This window comes from Sinorhizobium sp. BJ1 (assembly GCF_002531555.1).
In the GTDB taxonomy this organism is placed as follows: domain Bacteria; phylum Pseudomonadota; class Alphaproteobacteria; order Rhizobiales; family Rhizobiaceae; genus Sinorhizobium; species Sinorhizobium fredii_B.
In genome coordinates this window covers 24,748-44,516 of the sequence record NZ_NWTH01000031.1, presented here as the reverse complement: position 1 = coordinate 44,516, position 19,769 = coordinate 24,748, and the positions used below count along the sequence as shown (strand labels likewise).

Below are 19,769 nucleotides of genomic sequence, written 5' to 3'. Positions count from 1 at the left end.
GCGACGCTGCCGTTAGTCAGAGTGTCGTCAGCTCGCCTCGCTAAAAGTCACCGCGTCAAAGAGAAAGCAATCGAGTCCTTGCATGATGATGCCTGTCACGTCAATCTCTGCCAGTCTCCCCAAGGTCGGGTCAACGTCATTCGCCGAGCAGGCTCAGTTTGAGCGCGCTCTAGCGCAGGCGGCTGACTCGATGAAAAATGATATTGCCTCGGCCCCAGCAAGAGTGGCGCCAGTTGCTCCGCCGACGGGCGTTCATCGCGCGGCTGCGCAGACGAGCCCACTGGGGGAGCGCATGCTGCAAACGATTTCTTCGATTTTCCCGGACAATATAGTTACTGCTGCCGCGCCTAACCATGAGGCTGCCCTTGCGAGCGGCGCTCTGCCAGGGCCTGCGCAGAAGCTCCCTGTCGAAGCTGGGGCGGGAACCGAAATGTTGGGAGTTCCGCAAGGAGGGCATGATTTCGAAGTGATGATTGCTGGTCTGCGGGATCTTTACAACGGCGTGACTCAAGTTTCCCTGATTTCCAAGGGTATTAGCGGCATCACCTCATCCGTAAACAAACTGTTGAAGGAAGGGTGAGCCGCGCGCATGATTGGCTTGGCCCGTGGCGACATAACGAGCAGCTACACGTCTGGACGGCGACCGCTTCGCCTTGTCTTGCTGCCACTTCTCCTGGCTCTGACCGGTTGTAAGGTCGATCTCTATACACAGTTGCAGGAACGCGAGGCTAATGAGATGCTCGCGCTTCTGATAGAAAACGGAGTTGATGCGGTCCGGGTGGCTGGTAAGGATGGCACCAGCACAATCCAGGTCGACGAAAAGCTGCTCGCCTTCTCAATTAACCTCCTAAATGCCAAGGGGCTGCCGCGCCAATCTTTCAAGAACCTTGGCGAGATATTCCAAGGATCGGGCCTGATTGCATCGCCGACCGAGGAGCGTGCCCGTTACGTCTATGCCCTGAGCGAAGAGTTGTCGCATACGATCAGCGATATTGATGGCGTGTTCTCTGCACGTGTCCATGTGGTGCTGCCGCATAACGACCTGCTGCGAGCAGGCGACACTCCGTCCTCGGCCTCGGTTTTTATCCGCCACGACGCCAAAACGAATCTCTCAGTTCTGCTGCCCAAGATAAAGATGCTCGTCGCCGACAGCATCGAAGGCTTGTCCTACGACAAGGTAGAGGTGGTTTTGGTGCCGGTGGAAAGGTCCGCACATGAGCAACGGTCCGTACGGGCGACGAGCTTGGCCCCAGCATCTAGGCCAATACCAGCGCCGCTTATGGCTACCGCGGTGGGTGTCGCCGCAGCAGTGTTCGCTGTGGCGTGTTACCTCTTAGTCAGTGTTCTTGGGCATCGACGCAGGCAATCTAGTGGCGAACCATCTAGAGTCCATGAGCGCTCCGGTGTTTCCGCTGTAGAGGCCATTCGCAAAAAGATACCGGCGCTCGGGCGTAGGTGACATTCCCAATGCTGACATCGATACAAACTACCCAACCTGATGTTTCGTTCCAATTGCGCTCCGTTTCCCGGCGCGAGCTTGCTGCGTCGGCCCACCCGACGCGTCTTGCCGCCCGTCTTGATCCGGGGTTGTCGGCTGCGACATTGCTGCAGTTGCAGAATTGTGCGAGGCTTCAGCCACGACTGGCAGAATTGCTGCTTGACAATGACATGGATTGGAACCTCACCGGATGGGGGCCGGATCTCCTGCACGGCCATGATCCTCGTCGGGCTGCTCTTCTTGCCGGAAGTATTTGGCATGCCCGTTCGCTGCTGAAGCTTGTTTCTCAGCCTGACCTCACCCGGCTTGTTGAATATATCGGCGCTGATGCGCACGCATTTGGCATCCGGCATCTGGCGCATGCTATTGCAGACGGCTTGATCTCTGATCCGGAAAAACTCGCACTGCAAATTGAACACGATGGGCATGCCTGTCTTGGTACCTGGCTCAATAAACGGCCAGTGCTTGAGCGTAACCGCGTGCTTTTACGCTTGCCGGTCGGGACAGCCGCCGAGCATCCAGCGCCTGAGCACGATAATGCCTCAGGCGAGTTGTTTTCGCTCGTGATAGCCCATTTTGAGACGGAGACCCCGGCGATATGACCGCCGACATTTCAGCAGCACCCGTCGCGCCGCAGATGCGCCCATTGGGGCCACTGATACCCGCGAGTGAGCTTAAGATCTGGCACAGCGCCGGAGAAGCGCTTGCCGCAGCACAGCGGCATCAGCAGCGGGTCCGTAACTGGGCACGCGCCGCTTATCAGCGGGAGCGGGCGCGCGGCTACGCCGAGGGGTTGAATGCAGGCGCCGAGGAAATGTCAGGGCTGATTGCACGAGCAGCTACCGAAGCAGCGCGACGAAAGGCAGTTCTGGAGCAGGAATTGCCACAGCTCGTCATGGAGATACTAAGCGATCTGTTAGGCGCGTTCGATCCGGGTGAGCTGTTGGTGAGAGCTGTTCGTCACGCGATTGAGCGCAAATACAGCGGCGCTGAAGAAGTTTGCCTGCATGTGTGTCCCACGCAAGTCGATATGCTCGCGTGCGAGTTTGCTGGATGCGACGGACGGGAGAAGCGGCCGAAGGTTCGAATTGATCCGGACCCGACGTTGTCGCCGCAGGAGTGCGTGCTGTGGAGCGAGTATGGCAACGTCGCTCTTGGACTCGATGCACAGATGCGCGCGCTGCGCCTTGGCTTCGGGTCCCTTTCTGAAGAAGGAGAACTGTGATCACGCCGGTTACACAGCATAATAATCTCGAGGGGACCCGTGCTCTCGATCCGGCTATCTCGTCTTTGTGGTCCACGGCAAAGCGAATCGACACGCGTGTCGTGCGGGGACGGATCACAAGGGCCGTCGGCACCCTGGTCCATGCCGTCTTGCCAGACGCTCGGATTGGGGAACTTTGTCTGCTGCAGGATACGCGAACCGGTCTGTCGCTCGAAGCCGAGGTAATCGGCTTATTGGACAATGGCGTGTTGCTCACGCCGATCGGAGGCTTGGCGGGCCTTTCCAGCCGCGCGGAAGTCATCTCCACTGGACGAATGCGTGAAGTGCCGGTCGGTCCCGATTTGCTTGGCCGTGTGATTGACAGCCGCTGCCGTCCACTCGACGGCAAAGGCGAAGTCAAAACCACCGAAACCCGTCCGCTACACGGCAGGGCACCCAATCCAATGACGAGACGCATAGTTGAGCGGCCATTCCCGCTTGGGGTGCGCGCCCTCGATGGTCTCCTCACATGCGGTGAGGGCCAGCGGATCGGGATTTACGGCGAGCCCGGTGGCGGCAAGTCGACGCTAGTGTCGCAGATCGTAAAAGGTGCCGCCGCCGACGTTATCATAGTCGCGCTCATAGGCGAGCGCGGCCGCGAAGTACGTGAATTCATCGAGCGGCATCTTGGGGAGGAGGGCCTCCGCCGTGCGATCGTTGTGGTTGAAACCTCCGACCGCTCGGCAACGGAGCGGGCGCAATGTGCTCCTATGGCGACCGCGCTCGCGGAGTACTTTCGCGAACAAGGGCTACGCGTCGCACTCATGTTGGACTCGCTGACGCGCTTCTGCCGTGCAATGCGCGAGATAGGTCTTGCTGCAGGAGAGCCGCCGACCCGGCGGGGCTTTCCTCCTTCCGTTTTTGCCACACTGCCAGGCCTGCTGGAGCGTGCCGGCATGGGTGAACACGGTTCAATCACAGCCTTCTATACTGTACTTGTCGAAGGTGACGGCACAGGCGATCCGATCGCGGAGGAATCGCGCGGCATTCTCGACGGCCATGTCGTCCTCTCACGCGCTCTTGCGGCGCGATCCCATTTCCCAGCTATCGACGTGCTGCAGAGTCGCAGCCGAGTTATGGATGCGGTCGTTTCTCAGACGCATCGCAAGGCAGCATCCTTCATTCGTGATCTCCTCGCGCGCTATGCAGAGTGCGAGTTTTTGATAAACGTCGGCGAATACAAGCAAGGCGGCGACCCCCTTACCGATCGCGCCGTCGCGTCGATTGGTGAGTTGAGGGAGTTTTTGCGCCAGAGCGAAGAAGAGGTGTCAGATTTTGAGGAGACGGTCGCATGGATGTCGCGTTTGACCTCGTGAATTATGCTTACGCTTCGAGGCTACGGCTTTTAAAGGAAATGCAGGAGCGCGACGCCCGTAGGAAGCTGTCGAATAAGGAAGCTCAGCACCGCATGGCCATCGTAGCCGCACAGAATGCCTCTCAGGAGCTCGAAATTGCACAGCAACAGCGCGCAGGAAAGGAAGCTCAGCTCTACCAAGTACTGACGTCGCTGAACACCTTGTCTAGCGCCGCACTCGACCATCACCACCTTCACATTGAACGGCTTGCGGCTGAGATCACTATCAGAGGACAGGTACTTGACGACGCGCGCATCGCTCAAGAGCAGGCCGAGACAGCGGCGTCGGAGACGAAGGCCAAGTGGGTGAGACGTTCGGAAGCACGGCACAAATGGCAGCAGATCGAGGACGACCTCCGGCGCGCCGTCGATGTTCATTCGGAAGCCGCAGGTGAGATAGAGGCCGACGATGAGATATTGCTGCGGTATGGGAGGGGTTCGCTCGCCCAGATGTCACGCAACGAGATCCGGTGACTGCAAGTTCTCTGATTGACCCGATCGTGCAACTTAGAACCGCTTTGATGACTGGCATGGGCAGACGCACCATATTCGAACCAGCGCTGACACTGTCCCCCGAGGTCGTCGCGTGGGTCAACGACATAGCGGCTTCACGCGGCCCGTTTCTAAGCCGTGTTAGCGACAAACCACTGTCGGTGTCGATGGAAGGCCTTGTTTGGCAACACGAAACTTCTGTCATTCCGATGTTGGACTGCATCTGGGACCTGGGAGGTGAAACGGTCGTCTTGTCACTGTCTCGACCGCTTGTAGAGGCGCTCGTCTCGACAGTGCAGAGTGGGCTTCATTTCCCTTCCGAGCCAACTGCATCGCTCATTCTCGAACTTGCGCTCGAGCCGCTTATCGTTCGACTGGAGAATAAGACGAACCGGAACGTGCATCTCCTTCGCGTGGGTGAAGCCATGACATTGGCTCCTTATCTGGAACTGGAGATCGTCTTCGGCTCAGTCAGTGGCAAGGGTCGCCTGTTCCTCTTCTCGCCTCTTGATGGCTTGGTGCCGGTTGTGTTCCGTGTGCTGGGCGAACTGTTTGCCCAGTTGCCGCGACAACCGCGCGAGCTTTCCCCAGGGCTTCCGATCATAGTTGCAGGTGAGATCGGCACCCTTCGAGCTTCGGCGGCGCTGCTTCGAAGAGCATCCGTCGGCGATGCTCTGTTGCCAGACATATCGCCGTTCGGCCGTGGCCAAATCGCTCTGTCCGTGGGTCAGTTATGGACCAGGGCAGACCTTGAAGGCGACCACCTAATCCTGCGGGGGCCTTTCCGCCCGCGATCACGCCACTTGGAGAATGCGCATATGACAGAATCCGAATCGCAACTAAGGCCGTCGGATTCCGATCTCGACGACGTCGAGATCGTGCTTGTCTTTGAATGCGGCCGCTGGCCTATGTCGTTGGGCGCATTGAGGAGTGCCGGCGATGGGCATGTTTTTGAACTTGGGCGGCCGATCGACGGCCCTGTGGACATAGTTGCCAATGGTCGGTGTATCGGGCGTGGCGACATCGTGCGCATCGGAGATGAGCTGGGCATCAGACTCCGTGGAAGGTTGGCATGCAATGACTGAGATGCAGCCGGCAATCTTGGCCCTTCTTGCGGTAACCGCGGGACTCGGCCTGCTAGTCTTAGCGGTCGTCACAACCACGGCGTTTGTAAAAGTATCAGTTGTTCTATTCCTCGTCCGCAACGCACTCGGGACCCAGACGATACCACCTAACATAGTGCTGTACGCAGCCGCACTGATCCTCACCATTTTCGTTAGCGCGCCCTTTTCTGAACAGATCTATGATCGGATGACAGATCCGAGACTCCGCTATCAATCGGTCAATGACTGGACTGAAGCCGCCAAAGCAGGAACTCAGCCCTTGCTTGAACATCTCAAGACGTTCACAAACGAAGAGCAGCGGCGATTTTTCCTCTCTTCGACGGAAAAAGTCTGGCCTGAGGAAATGCGCGCCAGAGTCACAGCAGATGATTTCGCCATTCTTGTACCATCTTTTCTGATATCAGAACTAAAGCGCGCGTTCGAAATCGGCTTTCTCCTTTATCTGCCCTTTATCGTCATTGATCTTATCGTAACGACAATATTGATGGCGATGGGGATGTCGATGGTATCCCCGACGATTATAGCTGTGCCGTTCAAACTATTCTTGTTCGTCGCAATTGATGGCTGGTCGAAATTGATGCACGGACTTGTGCTCAGTTACACGATCCCGGGTGCTTGATGATTACCGGATCCAGTATTGTTACTCTTATGAGCCAATCATTGGTGGTTTTCATGATCTGGATTCTGCCACCGCTCATTGCATCGGTGATTGTTGGCCTAACCATTGGCATCATCCAGGCAGCAACGCAGATCCAGGACGAAAGCCTGCCGCTCACCGTGAAGCTCCTGGTCGTTGTCGCGGTAATTGGTCTGTTTGCGCCTGTGCTGAGCGCCCCGCTCATGGCGCTAGCCGATCAAATCTTTACTGAGTTTCCAGCAATGACACTCGGCTATTAGTCTGCGCCATGTATTTATCACCTGCCGAGATTCAAATCTTGCTCCATGCGGCCATCGAACTCGTTGCGGCAGCCGGTCTTGGCGCGGCGCGCGCGCTGGGCATTATGCTGATCCTTCCTGTATTTACACGGTCTCAGATTGGTGGGCTGACTCGCGGCTGCCTAGCTTTAGCCTTGGGACTACCCTGCTTGGCACACGTCAGCGAAGGGTTGCAGGCGCTGGATCCGGAAACATGTCTGATCCAGGTACCCCTGCTCGGATTGAAGGAGATTTTTGTCGGCTTGCTACTTGGCACTTTTCTCGGGATTCCTTTATGGGGCCTTCAGGCGGCGGGTGAGTTTATCGACAACCAGCGCGGCATCACCAGCCCGTCTACTCAAGCCGACCCAGCAACGAACAGTCAGGCTTCCGCTATGGGAGTATTTCTCGGGATCACTGCAATTACGATCTTCGTTGCAGCGGGAGGTCTGGAAGCTGTGCTCAGCGCCCTCTATGGCAGCTATTTGATTTGGCCCGTGTATCGGTTTCAGCCAACGTTGAACCCGCAAGGCGCAATGGAGTTATTAGGGCTCCTCGACCACATCCTGCGCACGACATTATTGGTCTCGGGGCCTGTAGTGTTCTTTTTGGGACTGATTGATATATCAATGATGATGCTACGTCGCTTTGCGCCACAATTTAAATCTGGCCAGTTGTCCCCTCCGATCAAGAATATCGTTTTTCCGATCATCATGGTTACCTACGCTACCTATTTGCTCGAGGGCATTAAACTTGAGATCACGCAGGCGGGTGGCACACTTGGGTGGCTCGACAAGTTGCTGCAATGAGCGATACGAGCGAAGAGAAGTCACACGCCGCTACCCCCAAGAAGCTGAGCGAAGCGCGCAAAAAAGGGCAAATACCGCGCAGCTCGGATTTCGTCCGCGCGGCCGCCACCTGCGCTGGGCTCGGCTACTTATGGCTAAGAGGTAGCGTTATCGAAGATAAATGCAAGGAAGCGCTACTATTAACCGACAAGCTGCAGAACCTGTCTTTCAATCTGGCGGTCCGGCAGGCGCTGGTTCTGCTAGTCGAACTCACCCTCGTAACCGTTGGCCCGCTGCTTTCAGTTCTTTTCTGCGCGGTGATCTTGGCCGGATTACTGGCCAATCATGGATTTGTATTCTCTCTCGAGCCAATGAAGCCCAACCTCGAAAAAATCAACCCTTTTCAATGGTTGAAGCGCTTGGGGTCGGCGCGTTCGGTAGTCGAGGTTGTCAAAACTCAGTTTAAGGTGTTGGTCCTCAGCGGGACCTTTGCCCTCTTCCTTTTCGGCTTGTGGAAGACGATGGTCTATCTGCCGCTCTGCGGCATGGGGTGTTTCGGCGTCGTCTTTACTGGGGTGAGACAGCTGATCGGGATTGGCGTCGGCGCACTTCTGATCGGCGGATTGATCGATCTGCTGTTGCAGCGTGCGTTGTATCTACGCGAAATGCGCATGACTAAGACGGAAATAACGCGCGAGGTAAAGGAACAGCAAGGAACGCCAGAATTGAAGGGTGAACGACGTCGTATTCGCAATGAGATGGCTAGCGAGCCTCCGCTGGGTGTGCATCGCGCCACGTTGGTCTACAGAGGAACGGCGACGCTAGTGGGTCTGCGTTACGTTCGTGGTGAGACCGGGGTGCCGATCTTGGTTTGCCGTGCCGAGGGCGAGGCCGCTTCACACATGCTCCGCGAGGCGCAGGCTCTGCGTCTCAAGATTGTCGATGATCATGTCCTAGCGCACCAGCTCATCAGCACAACGAAACTCGGCAAAGCCATCCCTATGCAATATTTCGAGCCCATCGCGAGAGCACTCTTGGCCGCAGGTTTGGCCTGAGCATCCCCTGAATTCGGAAAAGAACTTTGAAGACATTGACTTCCGGGCGTGATTCCTTTGGCTTTAAGTCGGAACGCAATGGATGGCCCAGAAGAAACAGTGCTGCCGCGAGCACATCGCACGGCGGGATCATCTGGCAATCGGTTTCTGCGAGTGGCGGCAAACGTGGCTCGCGCTTGTCGTGCAGGTTTGGCATGTCCGTCGGTGGCGACACGTTGTTTCGAATGGTAGTTGTGGCGGAGAATCGATAGAGGTGCCGCACGTGTTGGGCTCGGACGTAACGGCGGCCGCAGGGACGCTGGTCCGGCGCCCCCGCCAGATCCGTGCGTGCAGAGCTCCCGCGTCATGACGCGTGCGCGGGTTAAAGCAACAGGGTCGTAGACTTCGAATGGCAACACGTCTGTGGCGGACATTACTCGTCGCCACGAGATCGATCGGTCATTTTTTCTACAGATGGCGTCAAGTGCTGCGAACCTCAGCGATAACGTCGACGCTTCAGCAAATTGGAAACGCGGCACCGCGAACAGTAGGCTTAAGCCCAAACTTCCACGACAACACGTCCGTTCCAGCCAGATCTACCACCCAAGCCGATAATGGTTCAATGGTTCCGAGATCCGGCCGTCCGCGCAAGCAGCAACAGGGGCAGTGAACCCGAGTATTGGCAAATAGCGGTAGAAAGCTTTTTGTCCGCGCTGAAAATCCCACTAGAGCGTTTCATGTTTTGACGGAAGCGTAGCCGGCGTTTGCGAAGTAGTTACTGCATTCGCCGGGTTGGATTGTCGTGACGAGAGAGCCAATGTGTCGCCAGGTGTCCTCGATCGTTCGCTTTTGTGCATGGCGCATCCAGTGCTTGATCTTGGCGAAGGCCTGTTCGATCGGATTGAGGTCGGGGGAATAGGGCGGCAGTAACCAAAGCCTTGCGCCGGCCGCTGTGACGATCTGACGGACGGCCGCAGATTTGTGGCTGCCGAGATTGTCCATGATGACAATGTCGCCAGGCTTGAGGATGGGCACGAGTTGTTGCTCGACATAGGCGCGGAAGCATTGGCCATTGATCGGCCCGTCGAAGACGCAGGGTGCGGTGAGCTGGTCGCAGCGCAGTGCGCCCAGGAATGTCAGCGTGCGCCAGTGACCATGCGGGGCAAAGGCGCGCAAGCGTTTGCCCTTCGGACCCCAGCCGCGCAGCGGCGTCATGTTGGTCTTGATCCAGGTCTCGTCGATGAACACCAGCCGTCTGGGATCGAGACCAGCCTGCCATGCCTTCCAGCGCTGACGTCGGCGGGCAATGTCGGCGCGGGCCTGTTCAAGGGCGAACAGCGTTTTTTTTGAAGCGCAGCCCTTCGCGTCGGATGAACTGCCACACCGCATTGTGCGAAACAGCCACACCGCGCCCCGCCAGTTCAGCCTTCAACCCATGCAGGGTCAGCTGCGGGTTCTGGGTGAGCCGCTCGGTGATGAACGCGCGATGTGGCTCCAGAATGCGCTTGCGATGGCCGCCCATCTTGCCCGGTGCGACAGAGCCGGTCGCCCGATAGCGCTGCGACCACTTCACCACGGATGAGACCGCTACGCCAAATCGCGACGCAACCGAACGGCAGTTCTCGCCTGCCAGAACCGCCGCAACAACACGCTCGCGAAGATCATTCGAAAGGGCTCGTGTCATCAGATGCTGGCCTCCGCCCAGCCAGCATCTTGAATCACAAAACCGACTTGCCGGGAATCCCATCCGATTCAGTTAAGCAATGAAACGCTCTAGTCAGCTGAACGTCAGTTGTGCGGGTCTATCTTGACCCGTTTCCCCTAACCAGCCGCTCTCAATGCGAAAAGATAGGAGTACAAGATCGCCATGTACGGTCGAATTGATGGCTCGTCCGATTTCCACTACACGGGGAGTGCCGGCAGGCAAACGGATGCAGAAACCCAAGAGTTCGCGGACACGTTTGCCCGAATGCACTTAGACAGGTCGTATTCCAACGGCGGTTCATCGTCGGCGGCCAGATATACCCTCGATCACGAACCTCCGGTGGTGCCGATTGATCTCAAGACTTTCAGGAGGGAGATCAGGAAATTTCATGGCAAAGAAATCACTGACATCGCCGAAAATCCACAAGAGTATTCAGAATTCGTATCCGCACGAGCCAGACGCACTGCGGAGGTTGCTCAGCAATATGCCATACGTCGGGATACGGAGCACGCCCGATATTTCAGTTACAAATTGGGAAACCAGTGTGTTGGACTGATGAGAACCGAAGGTGGATTCAGAATGGAAGAAGAGTTCGACTCCGAAAGTTGGAGAGACCAATTTCCTGGTCATGAAGAGACTACCTCCACAGTGGATCTTCAAGTCGCTCATCCCCTCGTTGAGAATGCAGGCGATATTCTGCTCGAGTACCAACTTCGGAACGACGGCGAACGACCGTTGCTGAACTGGCGCGCAGAAAACCCAGAGGCGCAAGCCCGTGCAGCGATGATGGGGTTTGTTGAAGTGGATCATTGCGACATGGTCCTTGACCCTACCCAACATCCCGACAAATGGACGAAGAACAGTTCCGGTGAATGGCAGCGTGCACACAAACCGCCGCTCTATCTCCGCAAAATTGAGGATGCCGAAACCGCACAGTGTTCAACTAGCTACTCTTACGAGACTTACGAGGATAACTTCATGTGATCGGATTCTCGCCAGATTTGGTCGCCACGGCTGGAGCCCATCTGGCAAGACCCGACTCATGTCATGACAGGGAACGAAAGGGGTTACAGACTGCAGTGAGCCAACGAGCGATACCCATTCGGTGTTTAGGCGCAAAGGAGCTTGAAGGCAGGGTTTCTTCGAGACCATCGTAGTAGGTTCGTCGGGGTTTTGCTCCCGAAGCCCGTAAAACACCTCGAGGCCGTTCTTTACATTGAGGCCGGAGCGTCTTTGATGCCCGGCCTCTTTTGCCATCGGGTGGACACCCAAAGCAGTTGGTCTCGCCGGCCCGAAGTTTCGTGTAAAGCAAGCCTTTGCGCATTCGAGGCTTCATTGAACCTGAGAGAGCTTCACGCTCGCGCAAAATGCCGAATTTCTCGCCCTGCTGGTCCAACTGCACACGTTAGCGTTTTTTTGTCCTGGAGCCGACCGGCTCTTCGAACAGGTTGTCGCTTGCTTGCTGTCGGCATGCCCGTTGTATGCTGATGTCACTCAAGTGCATCGGACTGAGCGCCGCCTCGGCCTGCCGGAGCTCCAAGGAGTTCAGATCGTGCAGCCCGTTTATTATGCATTAGCGCTTCTTTTTTTGACAATCGTCAGCTTTTCGAAAGCTGGAGCTCATAAGTAGATGCTATCTACAATTCGCCGCTAAGGCAGGAGTAGCTGATGGTCGGAGTAATTGGAAGTGGAGTTGGCGCCATCGGCGTTTCCCTGGCCCGCAAAGGGGGGCATGGACATTCGAATGGACAGCCGCCGCGCGATTCAGGCGGGCCCTCTGGTTACAACAGGCCGGATCGCGGGAACGGCGTTGCGGATAGCCCGACCATTTCTGGGGATCGCTCGCAGGCTGCAATTCAAAGCGAAGCCTTCGAAATAGCTCTTCGATCGGTTGCGCTGCAACTTATGAACGATGCCATGGCTGATGCCGACGAAGCTATGGCAGAAACTGAAGAGGATTCCTGACGCGGGGTGGTCCCCGTCAGGAGGTGCGTGCCGTTAGTGACGGCACAATTGTAACAGAAAGGGAAATGACATGGCTAATGTAGGTGCTCTCACGAGTGCAGTTGGAGCTGGCGCCGCGGCTGGCCAGAACGTAGCGGCCAAAGGTGCTGGGGCTGCGGCCTTCCAGGCCCAAATCGCAGAACTGGCAGCGGTGAGCGCAGAGGCTACGGCTAGGAGTATGCTACTGCGCACTGTTACGACCGAGCTCCAGACAACAAAGAAGGCGGCGGATGAACGCGTACAGTGATGCGGATGGGGCTCTAGGCACTGCGTAGCACAATTGGCACGAAGTGGAGCCGAGATGAGCCGCATGCCACTCGCCGTGCGGCTTCTCTCTTTGTCTGGATATCGTCCGTGAGCGACGCCATTTCGCTTCAATTCAAAGTTATCTCAGGGCTCTATTGCGAACTGACTGGTACGGCGGCTCTAGAAACGAGCTTGATCGGTAGCGGCCTCGATGCCGACATAGTCTTCGTCGAGCAGGGCCTCGCGCCGCATCATTTTCGCGTCACTCTTCTGGGCAGAACGATCGAGGTCGAGGCGCTTGCTGCCGGTCTCAGCATAGAGGGAAACGGGAATATTGCCGCAGGCGAGCGGGTTGTCGCGCCCCTTCCTGTCGTTATTCATGCAGGCGCGATGTCCATTCTCTGGTCAGTGCAGGATGCAGCGCCATCCGGTTCGATCGGCATACCACGCCTCTCGATATCTGTGCTCGCCTTGGTGTTGCTTGGCTCACTGGGAATCGGCGTGCTCTCGGCCATTTTCTCTTACTACGGCAACACTGTTGTATCAAACGCCAATTTATCTGGTGACGCACGTGAACCCAAGCTGGCTGGTAACCACACTGATGACCAGACTGTCGAGACAGCCGCTAAAGGCCTGCAACAGGAAGTCGACAGAGCCGGCCTGGCCAACATTAAGATCAGCTCCGCTGAGGGGGTTGTGACAGCCGAGGGCACCGTCACGTCTGCTTCGGCCGACAGTTGGCATAGGGTGCAGCAGTGGTTCGATCATCGCACGAGGGGCGCTCTGGCGCTATTGAATGGAGTGGTTATCGAAGATGAGAAGGCGCCATCCGCAATCGCAGTTGAAGCTGTTTGGCGTGGGTCGCCTCCATATCTTGTCATCAGTGGAGAGAAATATTTCGTCGGCGCTCTTTTGGATGATGGTTGGATGGTCGAACGGATCGAGGACGGTCGTGTAATGCTAAGCCGAAATGGCCGCCTTGCTGCCCTCCCGTATTAAAGTATTCCAGCGCAGGGCTGACGATCTTGGACAGACTTGATGACCGGTCAACTTCGCACTTGCCTTTGGATCTTATGCGCAGCCATCCGCTGCAGGGGTCGGCCTCACGGACGACGCGCCTGCGGTCTTGGAGCTACGTTGCATCTGTGTAGCAGCAGAGTGGTTCAGAAACGATCGTGAAGGGACCTCATGGCCAACGCCCTGCGTAAATTCACCGAGTATGCGCCGGCCAACCCGGACTTGATGGTCGCGTTGATGCTGCTTCTGGCCGTCAGTATGATGGTCATGCCAATACCGGTCGTGGCGGTCGACGCGCTGATAGGCTTCAACATGGGGTTGGCCGTACTGCTGCTGATGGCGGCCCTGTATGTCAGCACGCCACTTGATTTTTCCTCTTTGCCCGGCGTCATTTTGATTTCCACGGTATTCCGTCTGGCGCTCACCGTCGCGACGACGCGACTAATCCTGGCCGAGGGCGAGGCAGGCAGCATCATCCACACGTTCGGCAGTTTTGTGATCTCAGGCAATATTGTCGTGGGTTTCGTCATATTTCTGGTAGTGACCATGGTGCAGTTCATGGTTCTCGCGAAAGGCGCCGAACGCGTGGCAGAAGTGGCGGCGCGCTTCACCCTCGATGCTTTGCCAGGCAAGCAAATGGCGATCGACGCAGAGTTGCGGAACGGTCACATCGATGCCGACGAATCCCGCAGGCGGCGCGCCGCATTAGAAAAAGAAAGCAAACTTTATGGGGCGATGGACGGCGCGATGAAGTTTGTGAAGGGTGATTCCATCGCCGGGCTAGTGGTTATCTGCATCAACATGCTGGGTGGAATTTCCATCGGCCTGCTTTCGAAGGGCATGTCGTTCGCCCAGGTGCTGCAGCACTACACTCTGCTGACGATAGGTGATGCGTTAATCTCGCAGATTCCCGCCCTGCTGCTCTCAATTACAGCGGCAACCATGGTTACTCGTGTAACTGGGGCTTCGAAACTCAACCTCGGTGAGGACATAGCCAATCAACTCACCGCCAGTACACGAGCATTGCGGTTGGCGGCCTGCGTCCTCGTGGCCATGGGCTTCGTTCCTGGTTTCCCTCTGCCAGTCTTTTTTATGTTGGCCGCAGTCTTCGCGGCGGCAAGCTTCGTCAAAGGTGACGTCCTGGATGCCGACAAAGTCGATGCTACAACTGTAACTCCGGCGGAGTCTCAAACGCGAAACGTGGCTGCGCAGGCAAATCCCATTGGCGTCTTCCTCGCGCCGAGCCTTACGAATGCGATCGACCAGGTCGAATTGCGGCAGCACATTGCGCGTATTTCCCAACTAGTCTCGGCCGATCTCGGCATTATCGTTCCTCCGATCCCAGTCGCTGTCGACCAGCAGCTGCCCGAGTCGCAATTCAGGATAGATGTCGAAGGCGTGCCAGTCGAACAGGATTTGATTAATCCGGCGCAGCTTTCCCTCGCAGACGATCTGACGAAGATTGAGTCAAGCGGCATCCCTTTTCGGCATGATCCTGAAACCCATAGAATTTGGGTTGAACAAAGCCACGAGCCGGCGCTCAAAGCCGCCGGGATCCGGCATCATAGTCCCAGCGAACTCCTTGCGATGCGTGTCCATGCGACGTTGACTTGCCATGCGCCGCGCTTGGTGGGTATCCAAGAGACCCGCCAACTACTGGGCCGGATGGAGCAGGAATACTCTGATCTGGTGAAGGAGGTGCTGCGTACCACGCCGATCCCCCGGATTGCAGATGTGCTGCGCCGCCTCTTGGGCGAAGGTATACCAATCCGAAATACCCGGCTCGTCTTGGAGGCATTGGCCGAATGGAGCGAACGTGAGCAAAACGTCGCCCTGCTCACGGAACACGTTCGTTCTGGAATGAAGCGGCAGATCTGTCACCGCTATGGCAGACACGGTGTCCTACCTGCCTTTGTCATGGAACGTGAGACTGAGGATGTGGTGCGCCGCGCGGTTCGCGAAACGGCTGCAGGCCCCTACCTCGCACTAGAGGATCGGCAGAGCGAGGCGCTGCTGTCACAGATGCGGCAGGTCTTTTCGAGCACGGCACCGGGCCAGACGCGCCCGATCGTCTTAACTTCAATGGATGTCCGACGCTTCGTCCGCGGTTTTCTTACCCGAAACGGTATCGACCTTGCCGTACTGTCTTATCAGGACCTCGCCTCGGATTTTAAAATTCAACCCGCCGGATCCATCAGGCTCCCCTCTGGAACCATTAGTGCAACGTCAGGGGAACCTCGCAGTATCCGCCTTCCTGCCACTACTGGATGATAGGTGAAAACCAAGCATGAATTCACATGAGAATACAGTCGCTGCGCCGTTACTTTCATTTCGTTTGACCTTAGTTCTCTTCGCAGTGTTCGCCATCCTGCCTCTCGGCGGTTGCGCTAGCTGGGATAAGCCCGTTCTTTCAGTGAAGGAGACGTCGACCCCACAATTGCTCGGCGCCAATCAAATCGATGCGGCTATGCGCCAACGCATTTTGCGCGCAGTCGGTCAGGATGCTGAAGAGCGGGCTTCGCGGGATGATCTGAAGCGGCATCCACGCAACGTCGATGCGGCAATCCGCCTCACAAAAGCGTTGGTGGCGCAAAAACGCCCGCATGAGGCGCTTCCGGCATTAGACAACGTCTTAGTTGCTGCCCCGGGTAATTTGCGTGCATTGAATGCGAAGGCAGTCATCTTGGACATTGAGGGGCGGCATGACGCGGCACAGGAGCTGTATCGGAAAGCTCTCGAAACGGACCCAGATAATGAGATGTTGCACCATAATCTCAATCTGTCTCTTGCGTATGCAGGGAAGTCCGAACAGAGTTCGTTGCCGCAATCCCGATAAAGCAGTCAACACGGCCATTCGCCTTTAAGAAGCAGACACAGCAGTCGTCCGGCGAGAACATCGGCACGAGTATTTGCTCCCACATAACCCCGGAAGGCCCGTGCCGTTCATCGTGTCGTCGAGCACCATCGGCGCGGTCACTCCGGAAAGTCGCAGAGCCCCGGTGAAGGACGTCGTTTTCCAGTGCTGGGGTGGACGCCCCCCGACGTTGAGAAAGGATGACACCTTCTGTGGTGCCGATGTCCTGGCGCCATCGAGAAGCTGGTCTCGCGAGGTTTTCCTTCTCCAGGAGAAGCACGTCGGTGAAGGCCCTCTGTCGACCGGACGATGATGAAGGTGGTCCATGTTTCCTGCAGGCGACTTCCGGCTTGGCCGCTCTTAGAGCTACGTGGATGTCGGCTTCTCCGGTAATCACATCAAGGGGGATGCCCAACTTGTACAGCCGACGGAGCGTTAGCATTCACAAGTCTCAGTGGTTCTGCGGAGAACGGTTACAGCGGCGGAGACAAGCTCAATAAGAAACGAAAGACCAAGAACGTTGAGTCTTGAAGCGGTTCCCTAAGCTTCAAGGAAGCCGAAGCCACGAATGATTGACGCTCTTGTAGCATTCGGAACGACGGAGCCGGCATCTACGTTTGTGGATCCTCCTTGCGCTGGACGTCAGCGTATCGAATGTGACCTTGCCCCCAAGTTTTATCCAATTTTGAGTTCGCTCCAGCGGTTTTGGGTTGCTGCTTCTTGGGGGTCGAGCCGCGTCAATAAGATCCCATAGTGCTGACTGAGCATGCAACACGTTCATCCACGGTATGGATGATATTTATGCAAAAACTCGATTTTTCCATTCTCGCGAAATTCGATTAAGAAAGCTCGGAGAAGTTGGAGTCAGAGTGGAAATCAGACACAGGCCAAGCAGATATGATTGGCAATCCGTCCTCGGATGCATTGAGGCAGGCTTCATGAGCGAATTCAAGTGGGGTCATATTCGCGGCGAGCTGAATTGTCGGCTCGTGCAACGGCACCTCAACTATAGCCACGGGCAGCGAAATCTCGGGTGCTCACCTGCACGTGCGTGGTCTCGAGTACATCACAAGCCATCGCTCGGTCTAGCTCGGCGCGACGCGAGTCGAGAGGCGTCGCCTCCGAGGGTGCCGCTGATTTGGCGATCTATAGGCCGCTCTGGGACGAGCGGGGCAACATAACTGATCTTTGCTTTACAACCGAACGCAACGCCGCCCCGCCAAGCGTTTTCTGAGGAGACCTGCTCCGGCTTGAAGGAATTTAGAGATGCAAGAAGCATCAATCAGCCGATGGCGAATGAATTCGGAAGACACTTCCCGCGATACTGCATCGCCAAGGCATCTCAACGGCTCAGTTGACCGCACCCCCTGCTCAGTTTAACGCGGGCTCAATCTTGTGGCCCACAAACACCACTCACGAGGAGAAGACATCCATGGATCAGCCCGCTTGGAAGAATCCGCGTACGGCCCTGATCGTCGATGGCAGTGACGCCGCGCAGCAACGGAGTATACTGAATCTGGCGTCGGTTGACCTGAACCTGCTAGGGGAGCTCGAGGCGTTACTGCAGTACCGAAACATCACGCATGCGGCTCAACATGTCGGTAGGAGCCAACCTGCAATGAGTCGAGCCCTATCAAGGCTGCGTGACATGTTCAATGACGATCTATTGGTTCGCGGGTCGAGTGGCCTGGTCCCAACACCGCAGGCCGAACACTTGGCGCAAATGCTGCCGTCGGTGTTGAATGCGATCCGCGAACTGGTGAACCGCAGTTCCGGCGTAAGGGTTTGGCGGTCGAAAGTGACAATGGCGATGCCCGATCATCAATCGCTCGTTCTGCTACCACATCTATTGCCGCGTCTCGGCGAGCGTATGCCTCATATTGACATCGTCACCGAGCCACTATTGGACGGCGCGCTACGGCGCCTCGAGCAAGGTGATATTGACTTGGTGGTCGGGCAGATCGGTGCCGCTCCTCCAGGCTACTTGCGGCGCGGTCTCTATGCCGACCGTTTCACTTGCCTGCTTCGCCACGACCACCCTGCATTGGAGCAGGAGTGGAGCGTCGGGACCTTCGCGGCGCTTCGTCACGCCTCTATTGCCTCGGACTCGAACGAGGGCTTGGGTCAAGTTTATGATGGACTAGCCAAGTTTGGGCTACCCGGCCCGATAGTGGTTTCCAATGTATTGACTGCGGCAGTTGTAGTGGCGGTGACTGACCTAGTGCTGATGGTACCGAACCGAGTTGCAACCCGAGTCGCGACTATGCTGCCGCTCGCTACTATCGATCCACCCGTGGAACTGAAGCCCTACGAAGTGGCGTTGTTCTGGCACCGACGGTGCCATCACGACTCGGAACATCGCTTGCTGCGTCGCGAAATCGCCGCTGCAGCGCGGATGGGCCGACTAGACGTATCACAAGAACTAAATGGCGAGACCGCTGAATGATAGTTGAACTAAACGCTGACGGGGAGGGTGCAGCGAACATGGATCCGGGTCTTGACGACGGCCTGCGCATAGCAGAGGCACCGCTTTCCGCCTTTGATTCGCCATGAACGAGTGTAGGTTAACACCGGCACTGCCGGTGTTTTGATCCCGCCGTTGTGACGTCTCCAAAAAGTCTTCTCACGAATGCGAACATGCTCGCAAGCCCCCCATAACGACGAAGTTGGCGGAGTTGAGTGCATACTTGAGAATCTGCTCAACTCGTCGCCCGGCTTTCGGCGGCCGGGAGATCATGTCTTTTAATGCTGTGCGAGCGAGACATGTAGGAAGATCAGCACTCGGTTCTTGGGCCCTTTTTTCAGTAGTCCGATCAACTTCCAGGAGGGTCACTTGCTCGGCGTTCACCATCATTTCCAAAGCTTCGAGGGACCGCTTTCGCGGACTCAAGGGTCGAACTCCGCGCGCCGAGAATCTTTTTGGGCGCAATGTGGCTGGTAGACGAGTTGTCGCGAGGACAACTGGCCGCGCCGAATAGAAGAGCACCGTCGATCGGGCGCATCTGCGCTCAAGCTGATCGGCTTGATCTTGAGGATGTTCACGCCTTCCAGGCCTGATCCGCCATCATGGCCGGAGGTTCCATTCACGCGAGGACGCGCGCTCCCTGCGCACAACATAGGAGTCCATCTCATGAAATATTCAATCCACAACATCGGCCCTAAGGACACGTCTCAGGGCCACGTGGAGATAGGTGACGCTGTCCGGCGATCTCGCGAAGCAGTCGGGTACAGTGTCGACGACCTCGCATTAACATGCGGTCTGACCTGCGCCGAAATCATAGGGATTGAACTAGGTGCTGATGCCGACCCGGGCAGGCTCAGGCGCATAGCCGCCGCACTTCGAGTGCCAACGTCCACTTTCGCACTGAAGTAGTCTGATACTAGCATTCATAAACTACGAAATATTGAGTTTGTTTAATGAAGTCTCAGCTTTGCGCGGCGAGCCAAGCAATCCGGGATCATGCCACCGATGCC

19 protein-coding genes are annotated in these 19,769 nt (G+C 56.8%); 18 read left to right on the top strand and 1 reads right to left on the bottom strand.

Annotated elements, in window-relative coordinates; translation table 11 throughout:
- Nucleotides 1-82: 82 nt before the first annotated feature.
- Genes CO676_RS27935 through CO676_RS27885 form a run of 11 tightly spaced genes read left to right on the top strand, consistent with a single transcriptional unit; the run spans nucleotide 83 to nucleotide 8,490 of the window.
- On the top strand, nucleotides 83-580 hold the full coding sequence (locus CO676_RS27935) for a nodulation protein NolB (RefSeq protein WP_097523475.1): 498 nt from the start codon (nucleotides 83-85) through the stop codon (nucleotides 578-580).
- A 9-nt stretch (nucleotides 581-589) separates the two neighbouring features.
- Nucleotides 590-1,459, top strand: a complete 870-nt coding sequence (sctJ, locus tag CO676_RS27930) for a type III secretion inner membrane ring lipoprotein SctJ (RefSeq protein WP_097523474.1) — start codon at nucleotides 590-592, stop codon at nucleotides 1,457-1,459.
- A gap of 8 nt (nucleotides 1,460-1,467) precedes the next feature.
- On the top strand, nucleotides 1,468-2,100 hold the full coding sequence (locus CO676_RS27925) for a nodulation protein NolU (RefSeq protein WP_280952058.1): 633 nt from the start codon (nucleotides 1,468-1,470) through the stop codon (nucleotides 2,098-2,100).
- Entirely contained in the window at nucleotides 2,097-2,723 is a 627-nt protein-coding gene (gene sctL, locus CO676_RS27920; protein WP_097523472.1) for a type III secretion system stator protein SctL, read from the top strand. Before CO676_RS27925 ends, sctL begins: the two co-directional genes overlap by 4 nt.
- The gene (sctN, locus tag CO676_RS27915; protein ID WP_097523471.1) at nucleotides 2,720-4,078 is read left to right on the top strand and encodes a type III secretion system ATPase SctN; all 1,359 of its coding nucleotides are present in this window, start codon (nucleotides 2,720-2,722) and stop codon (nucleotides 4,076-4,078) included. The genes sctL and sctN overlap by 4 nt, the downstream gene beginning before the upstream one ends.
- On the top strand, nucleotides 4,054-4,590 hold the full coding sequence (locus CO676_RS27910; protein WP_097523470.1) for a hypothetical protein: 537 nt from the start codon (nucleotides 4,054-4,056) through the stop codon (nucleotides 4,588-4,590). The genes sctN and CO676_RS27910 overlap by 25 nt, the downstream gene beginning before the upstream one ends.
- A gap of 56 nt (nucleotides 4,591-4,646) precedes the next feature.
- Nucleotides 4,647-5,693 carry a type III secretion system cytoplasmic ring protein SctQ gene (gene sctQ / locus CO676_RS27905; RefSeq protein WP_179875676.1) on the top strand — a complete coding sequence of 349 codons (1,047 nt, stop codon included), beginning with the start codon at nucleotides 4,647-4,649 and terminating at the stop codon, nucleotides 5,691-5,693.
- Complete coding sequence (sctR, locus tag CO676_RS27900; RefSeq protein ID WP_097523469.1) at nucleotides 5,686-6,351, top strand: type III secretion system export apparatus subunit SctR; 666 nt, start codon at nucleotides 5,686-5,688, stop codon at nucleotides 6,349-6,351. The genes sctQ and sctR overlap by 8 nt, the downstream gene beginning before the upstream one ends.
- Nucleotides 6,351-6,629, top strand: coding sequence for a flagellar biosynthetic protein FliQ (locus tag CO676_RS27895; RefSeq protein WP_179875675.1), 279 nt, complete (start codon nucleotides 6,351-6,353; stop codon nucleotides 6,627-6,629). Before sctR ends, CO676_RS27895 begins: the two co-directional genes overlap by 1 nt.
- Before the next feature lie 8 nt (nucleotides 6,630-6,637).
- Nucleotides 6,638-7,456: a type III secretion system export apparatus subunit SctT gene (gene sctT / locus CO676_RS27890; protein WP_097523468.1), complete on the top strand. Its 819-nt coding sequence runs from the start codon at nucleotides 6,638-6,640 to the stop codon at nucleotides 7,454-7,456.
- Nucleotides 7,453-8,490: an EscU/YscU/HrcU family type III secretion system export apparatus switch protein gene (locus CO676_RS27885; protein ID WP_097523467.1), complete on the top strand. Its 1,038-nt coding sequence runs from the start codon at nucleotides 7,453-7,455 to the stop codon at nucleotides 8,488-8,490. Before sctT ends, CO676_RS27885 begins: the two co-directional genes overlap by 4 nt.
- Before the next feature lie 714 nt (nucleotides 8,491-9,204).
- On the opposite strand, the gene CO676_RS27875 is transcribed toward CO676_RS27885, so the two are convergent.
- A protein-coding gene (locus CO676_RS27875) for an IS630 family transposase (protein ID WP_097523466.1) occupies nucleotides 9,205-10,153 on the bottom strand; the annotation gives its coding sequence in 2 pieces (ribosomal slippage) (nucleotides 9,205-9,816 and nucleotides 9,818-10,153; 948 coding nt in all).
- A 183-nt stretch (nucleotides 10,154-10,336) separates the two neighbouring features.
- Between CO676_RS27875 and CO676_RS27870 the strand changes: the two genes are divergently transcribed.
- From CO676_RS27870 to CO676_RS36375, 7 genes are all read left to right on the top strand, one after another.
- Complete coding sequence (locus CO676_RS27870) at nucleotides 10,337-11,158, top strand: Effector protein NopP (RefSeq protein ID WP_097523465.1); 822 nt, start codon at nucleotides 10,337-10,339, stop codon at nucleotides 11,156-11,158.
- A gap of 684 nt (nucleotides 11,159-11,842) precedes the next feature.
- A complete protein-coding gene (locus CO676_RS27860) occupies nucleotides 11,843-12,139 on the top strand; it encodes a nodulation protein NopC (RefSeq protein WP_097523464.1) in 297 nt (98 codons plus the stop codon).
- Between the two features lie 393 nt (nucleotides 12,140-12,532).
- On the top strand, nucleotides 12,533-13,423 hold the full coding sequence (locus tag CO676_RS27850; protein WP_097523463.1) for a hypothetical protein: 891 nt from the start codon (nucleotides 12,533-12,535) through the stop codon (nucleotides 13,421-13,423).
- Nucleotides 13,424-13,612: 189 nt separating this feature from the next.
- Entirely contained in the window at nucleotides 13,613-15,712 is a 2,100-nt protein-coding gene (gene sctV / locus CO676_RS27845) for a type III secretion system export apparatus subunit SctV (protein ID WP_097523462.1), read from the top strand.
- Between the two features lie 16 nt (nucleotides 15,713-15,728).
- Complete coding sequence (locus CO676_RS27840; RefSeq protein WP_097523461.1) at nucleotides 15,729-16,277, top strand: tetratricopeptide repeat protein; 549 nt, start codon at nucleotides 15,729-15,731, stop codon at nucleotides 16,275-16,277.
- A gap of 1,450 nt (nucleotides 16,278-17,727) precedes the next feature.
- Nucleotides 17,728-18,741 (top strand): LysR family transcriptional regulator, encoded by a 1,014-nt coding sequence (locus tag CO676_RS27835; protein WP_097523460.1) that lies wholly within the window; start codon nucleotides 17,728-17,730, stop codon nucleotides 18,739-18,741.
- A 684-nt stretch (nucleotides 18,742-19,425) separates the two neighbouring features.
- The gene (locus CO676_RS36375) at nucleotides 19,426-19,668 is read left to right on the top strand and encodes a helix-turn-helix domain-containing protein (RefSeq protein WP_077068147.1); all 243 of its coding nucleotides are present in this window, start codon (nucleotides 19,426-19,428) and stop codon (nucleotides 19,666-19,668) included.
- Nucleotides 19,669-19,769 lie beyond the last annotated feature (101 nt).

Excerpts from the sequence above, each read along its gene's own strand:
- CO676_RS27895 (WP_179875675.1), top strand. The coding sequence starts at position 6,351 with ATGATTACCGGATCCAGTATTGTTACTCTTATGAGCCAATCATTGGTG.
- CO676_RS27835 (WP_097523460.1), top strand. The coding sequence starts at position 17,728 with ATGGATCAGCCCGCTTGGAAGAATCCGCGTACGGCCCTGATCGTCGAT.
- sctQ (WP_179875676.1), top strand. The coding sequence starts at position 4,647 with ATGGGCAGACGCACCATATTCGAACCAGCGCTGACACTGTCCCCCGAG.
- sctR (WP_097523469.1), top strand. The coding sequence starts at position 5,686 with ATGACTGAGATGCAGCCGGCAATCTTGGCCCTTCTTGCGGTAACCGCG.
- CO676_RS27910 (WP_097523470.1), top strand. The coding sequence starts at position 4,054 with ATGGATGTCGCGTTTGACCTCGTGAATTATGCTTACGCTTCGAGGCTA.
- CO676_RS27870 (WP_097523465.1), top strand. The coding sequence starts at position 10,337 with ATGTACGGTCGAATTGATGGCTCGTCCGATTTCCACTACACGGGGAGT.
- sctJ (WP_097523474.1), top strand. The coding sequence starts at position 590 with ATGATTGGCTTGGCCCGTGGCGACATAACGAGCAGCTACACGTCTGGA.
- sctV (WP_097523462.1), top strand. The coding sequence starts at position 13,613 with ATGGCCAACGCCCTGCGTAAATTCACCGAGTATGCGCCGGCCAACCCG.
- CO676_RS27885 (WP_097523467.1), top strand. The coding sequence starts at position 7,453 with ATGAGCGATACGAGCGAAGAGAAGTCACACGCCGCTACCCCCAAGAAG.
- CO676_RS27860 (WP_097523464.1), top strand. The coding sequence starts at position 11,843 with ATGGTCGGAGTAATTGGAAGTGGAGTTGGCGCCATCGGCGTTTCCCTG.
- CO676_RS27840 (WP_097523461.1), top strand. The coding sequence starts at position 15,729 with ATGAATTCACATGAGAATACAGTCGCTGCGCCGTTACTTTCATTTCGT.
- CO676_RS27925 (WP_280952058.1), top strand. The coding sequence starts at position 1,468 with ATGCTGACATCGATACAAACTACCCAACCTGATGTTTCGTTCCAATTG.
- CO676_RS27935 (WP_097523475.1), top strand. The coding sequence starts at position 83 with ATGATGATGCCTGTCACGTCAATCTCTGCCAGTCTCCCCAAGGTCGGG.
- CO676_RS36375 (WP_077068147.1), top strand. The coding sequence starts at position 19,426 with ATGAAATATTCAATCCACAACATCGGCCCTAAGGACACGTCTCAGGGC.
- sctT (WP_097523468.1), top strand. The coding sequence starts at position 6,638 with ATGTATTTATCACCTGCCGAGATTCAAATCTTGCTCCATGCGGCCATC.
- sctL (WP_097523472.1), top strand. The coding sequence starts at position 2,097 with ATGACCGCCGACATTTCAGCAGCACCCGTCGCGCCGCAGATGCGCCCA.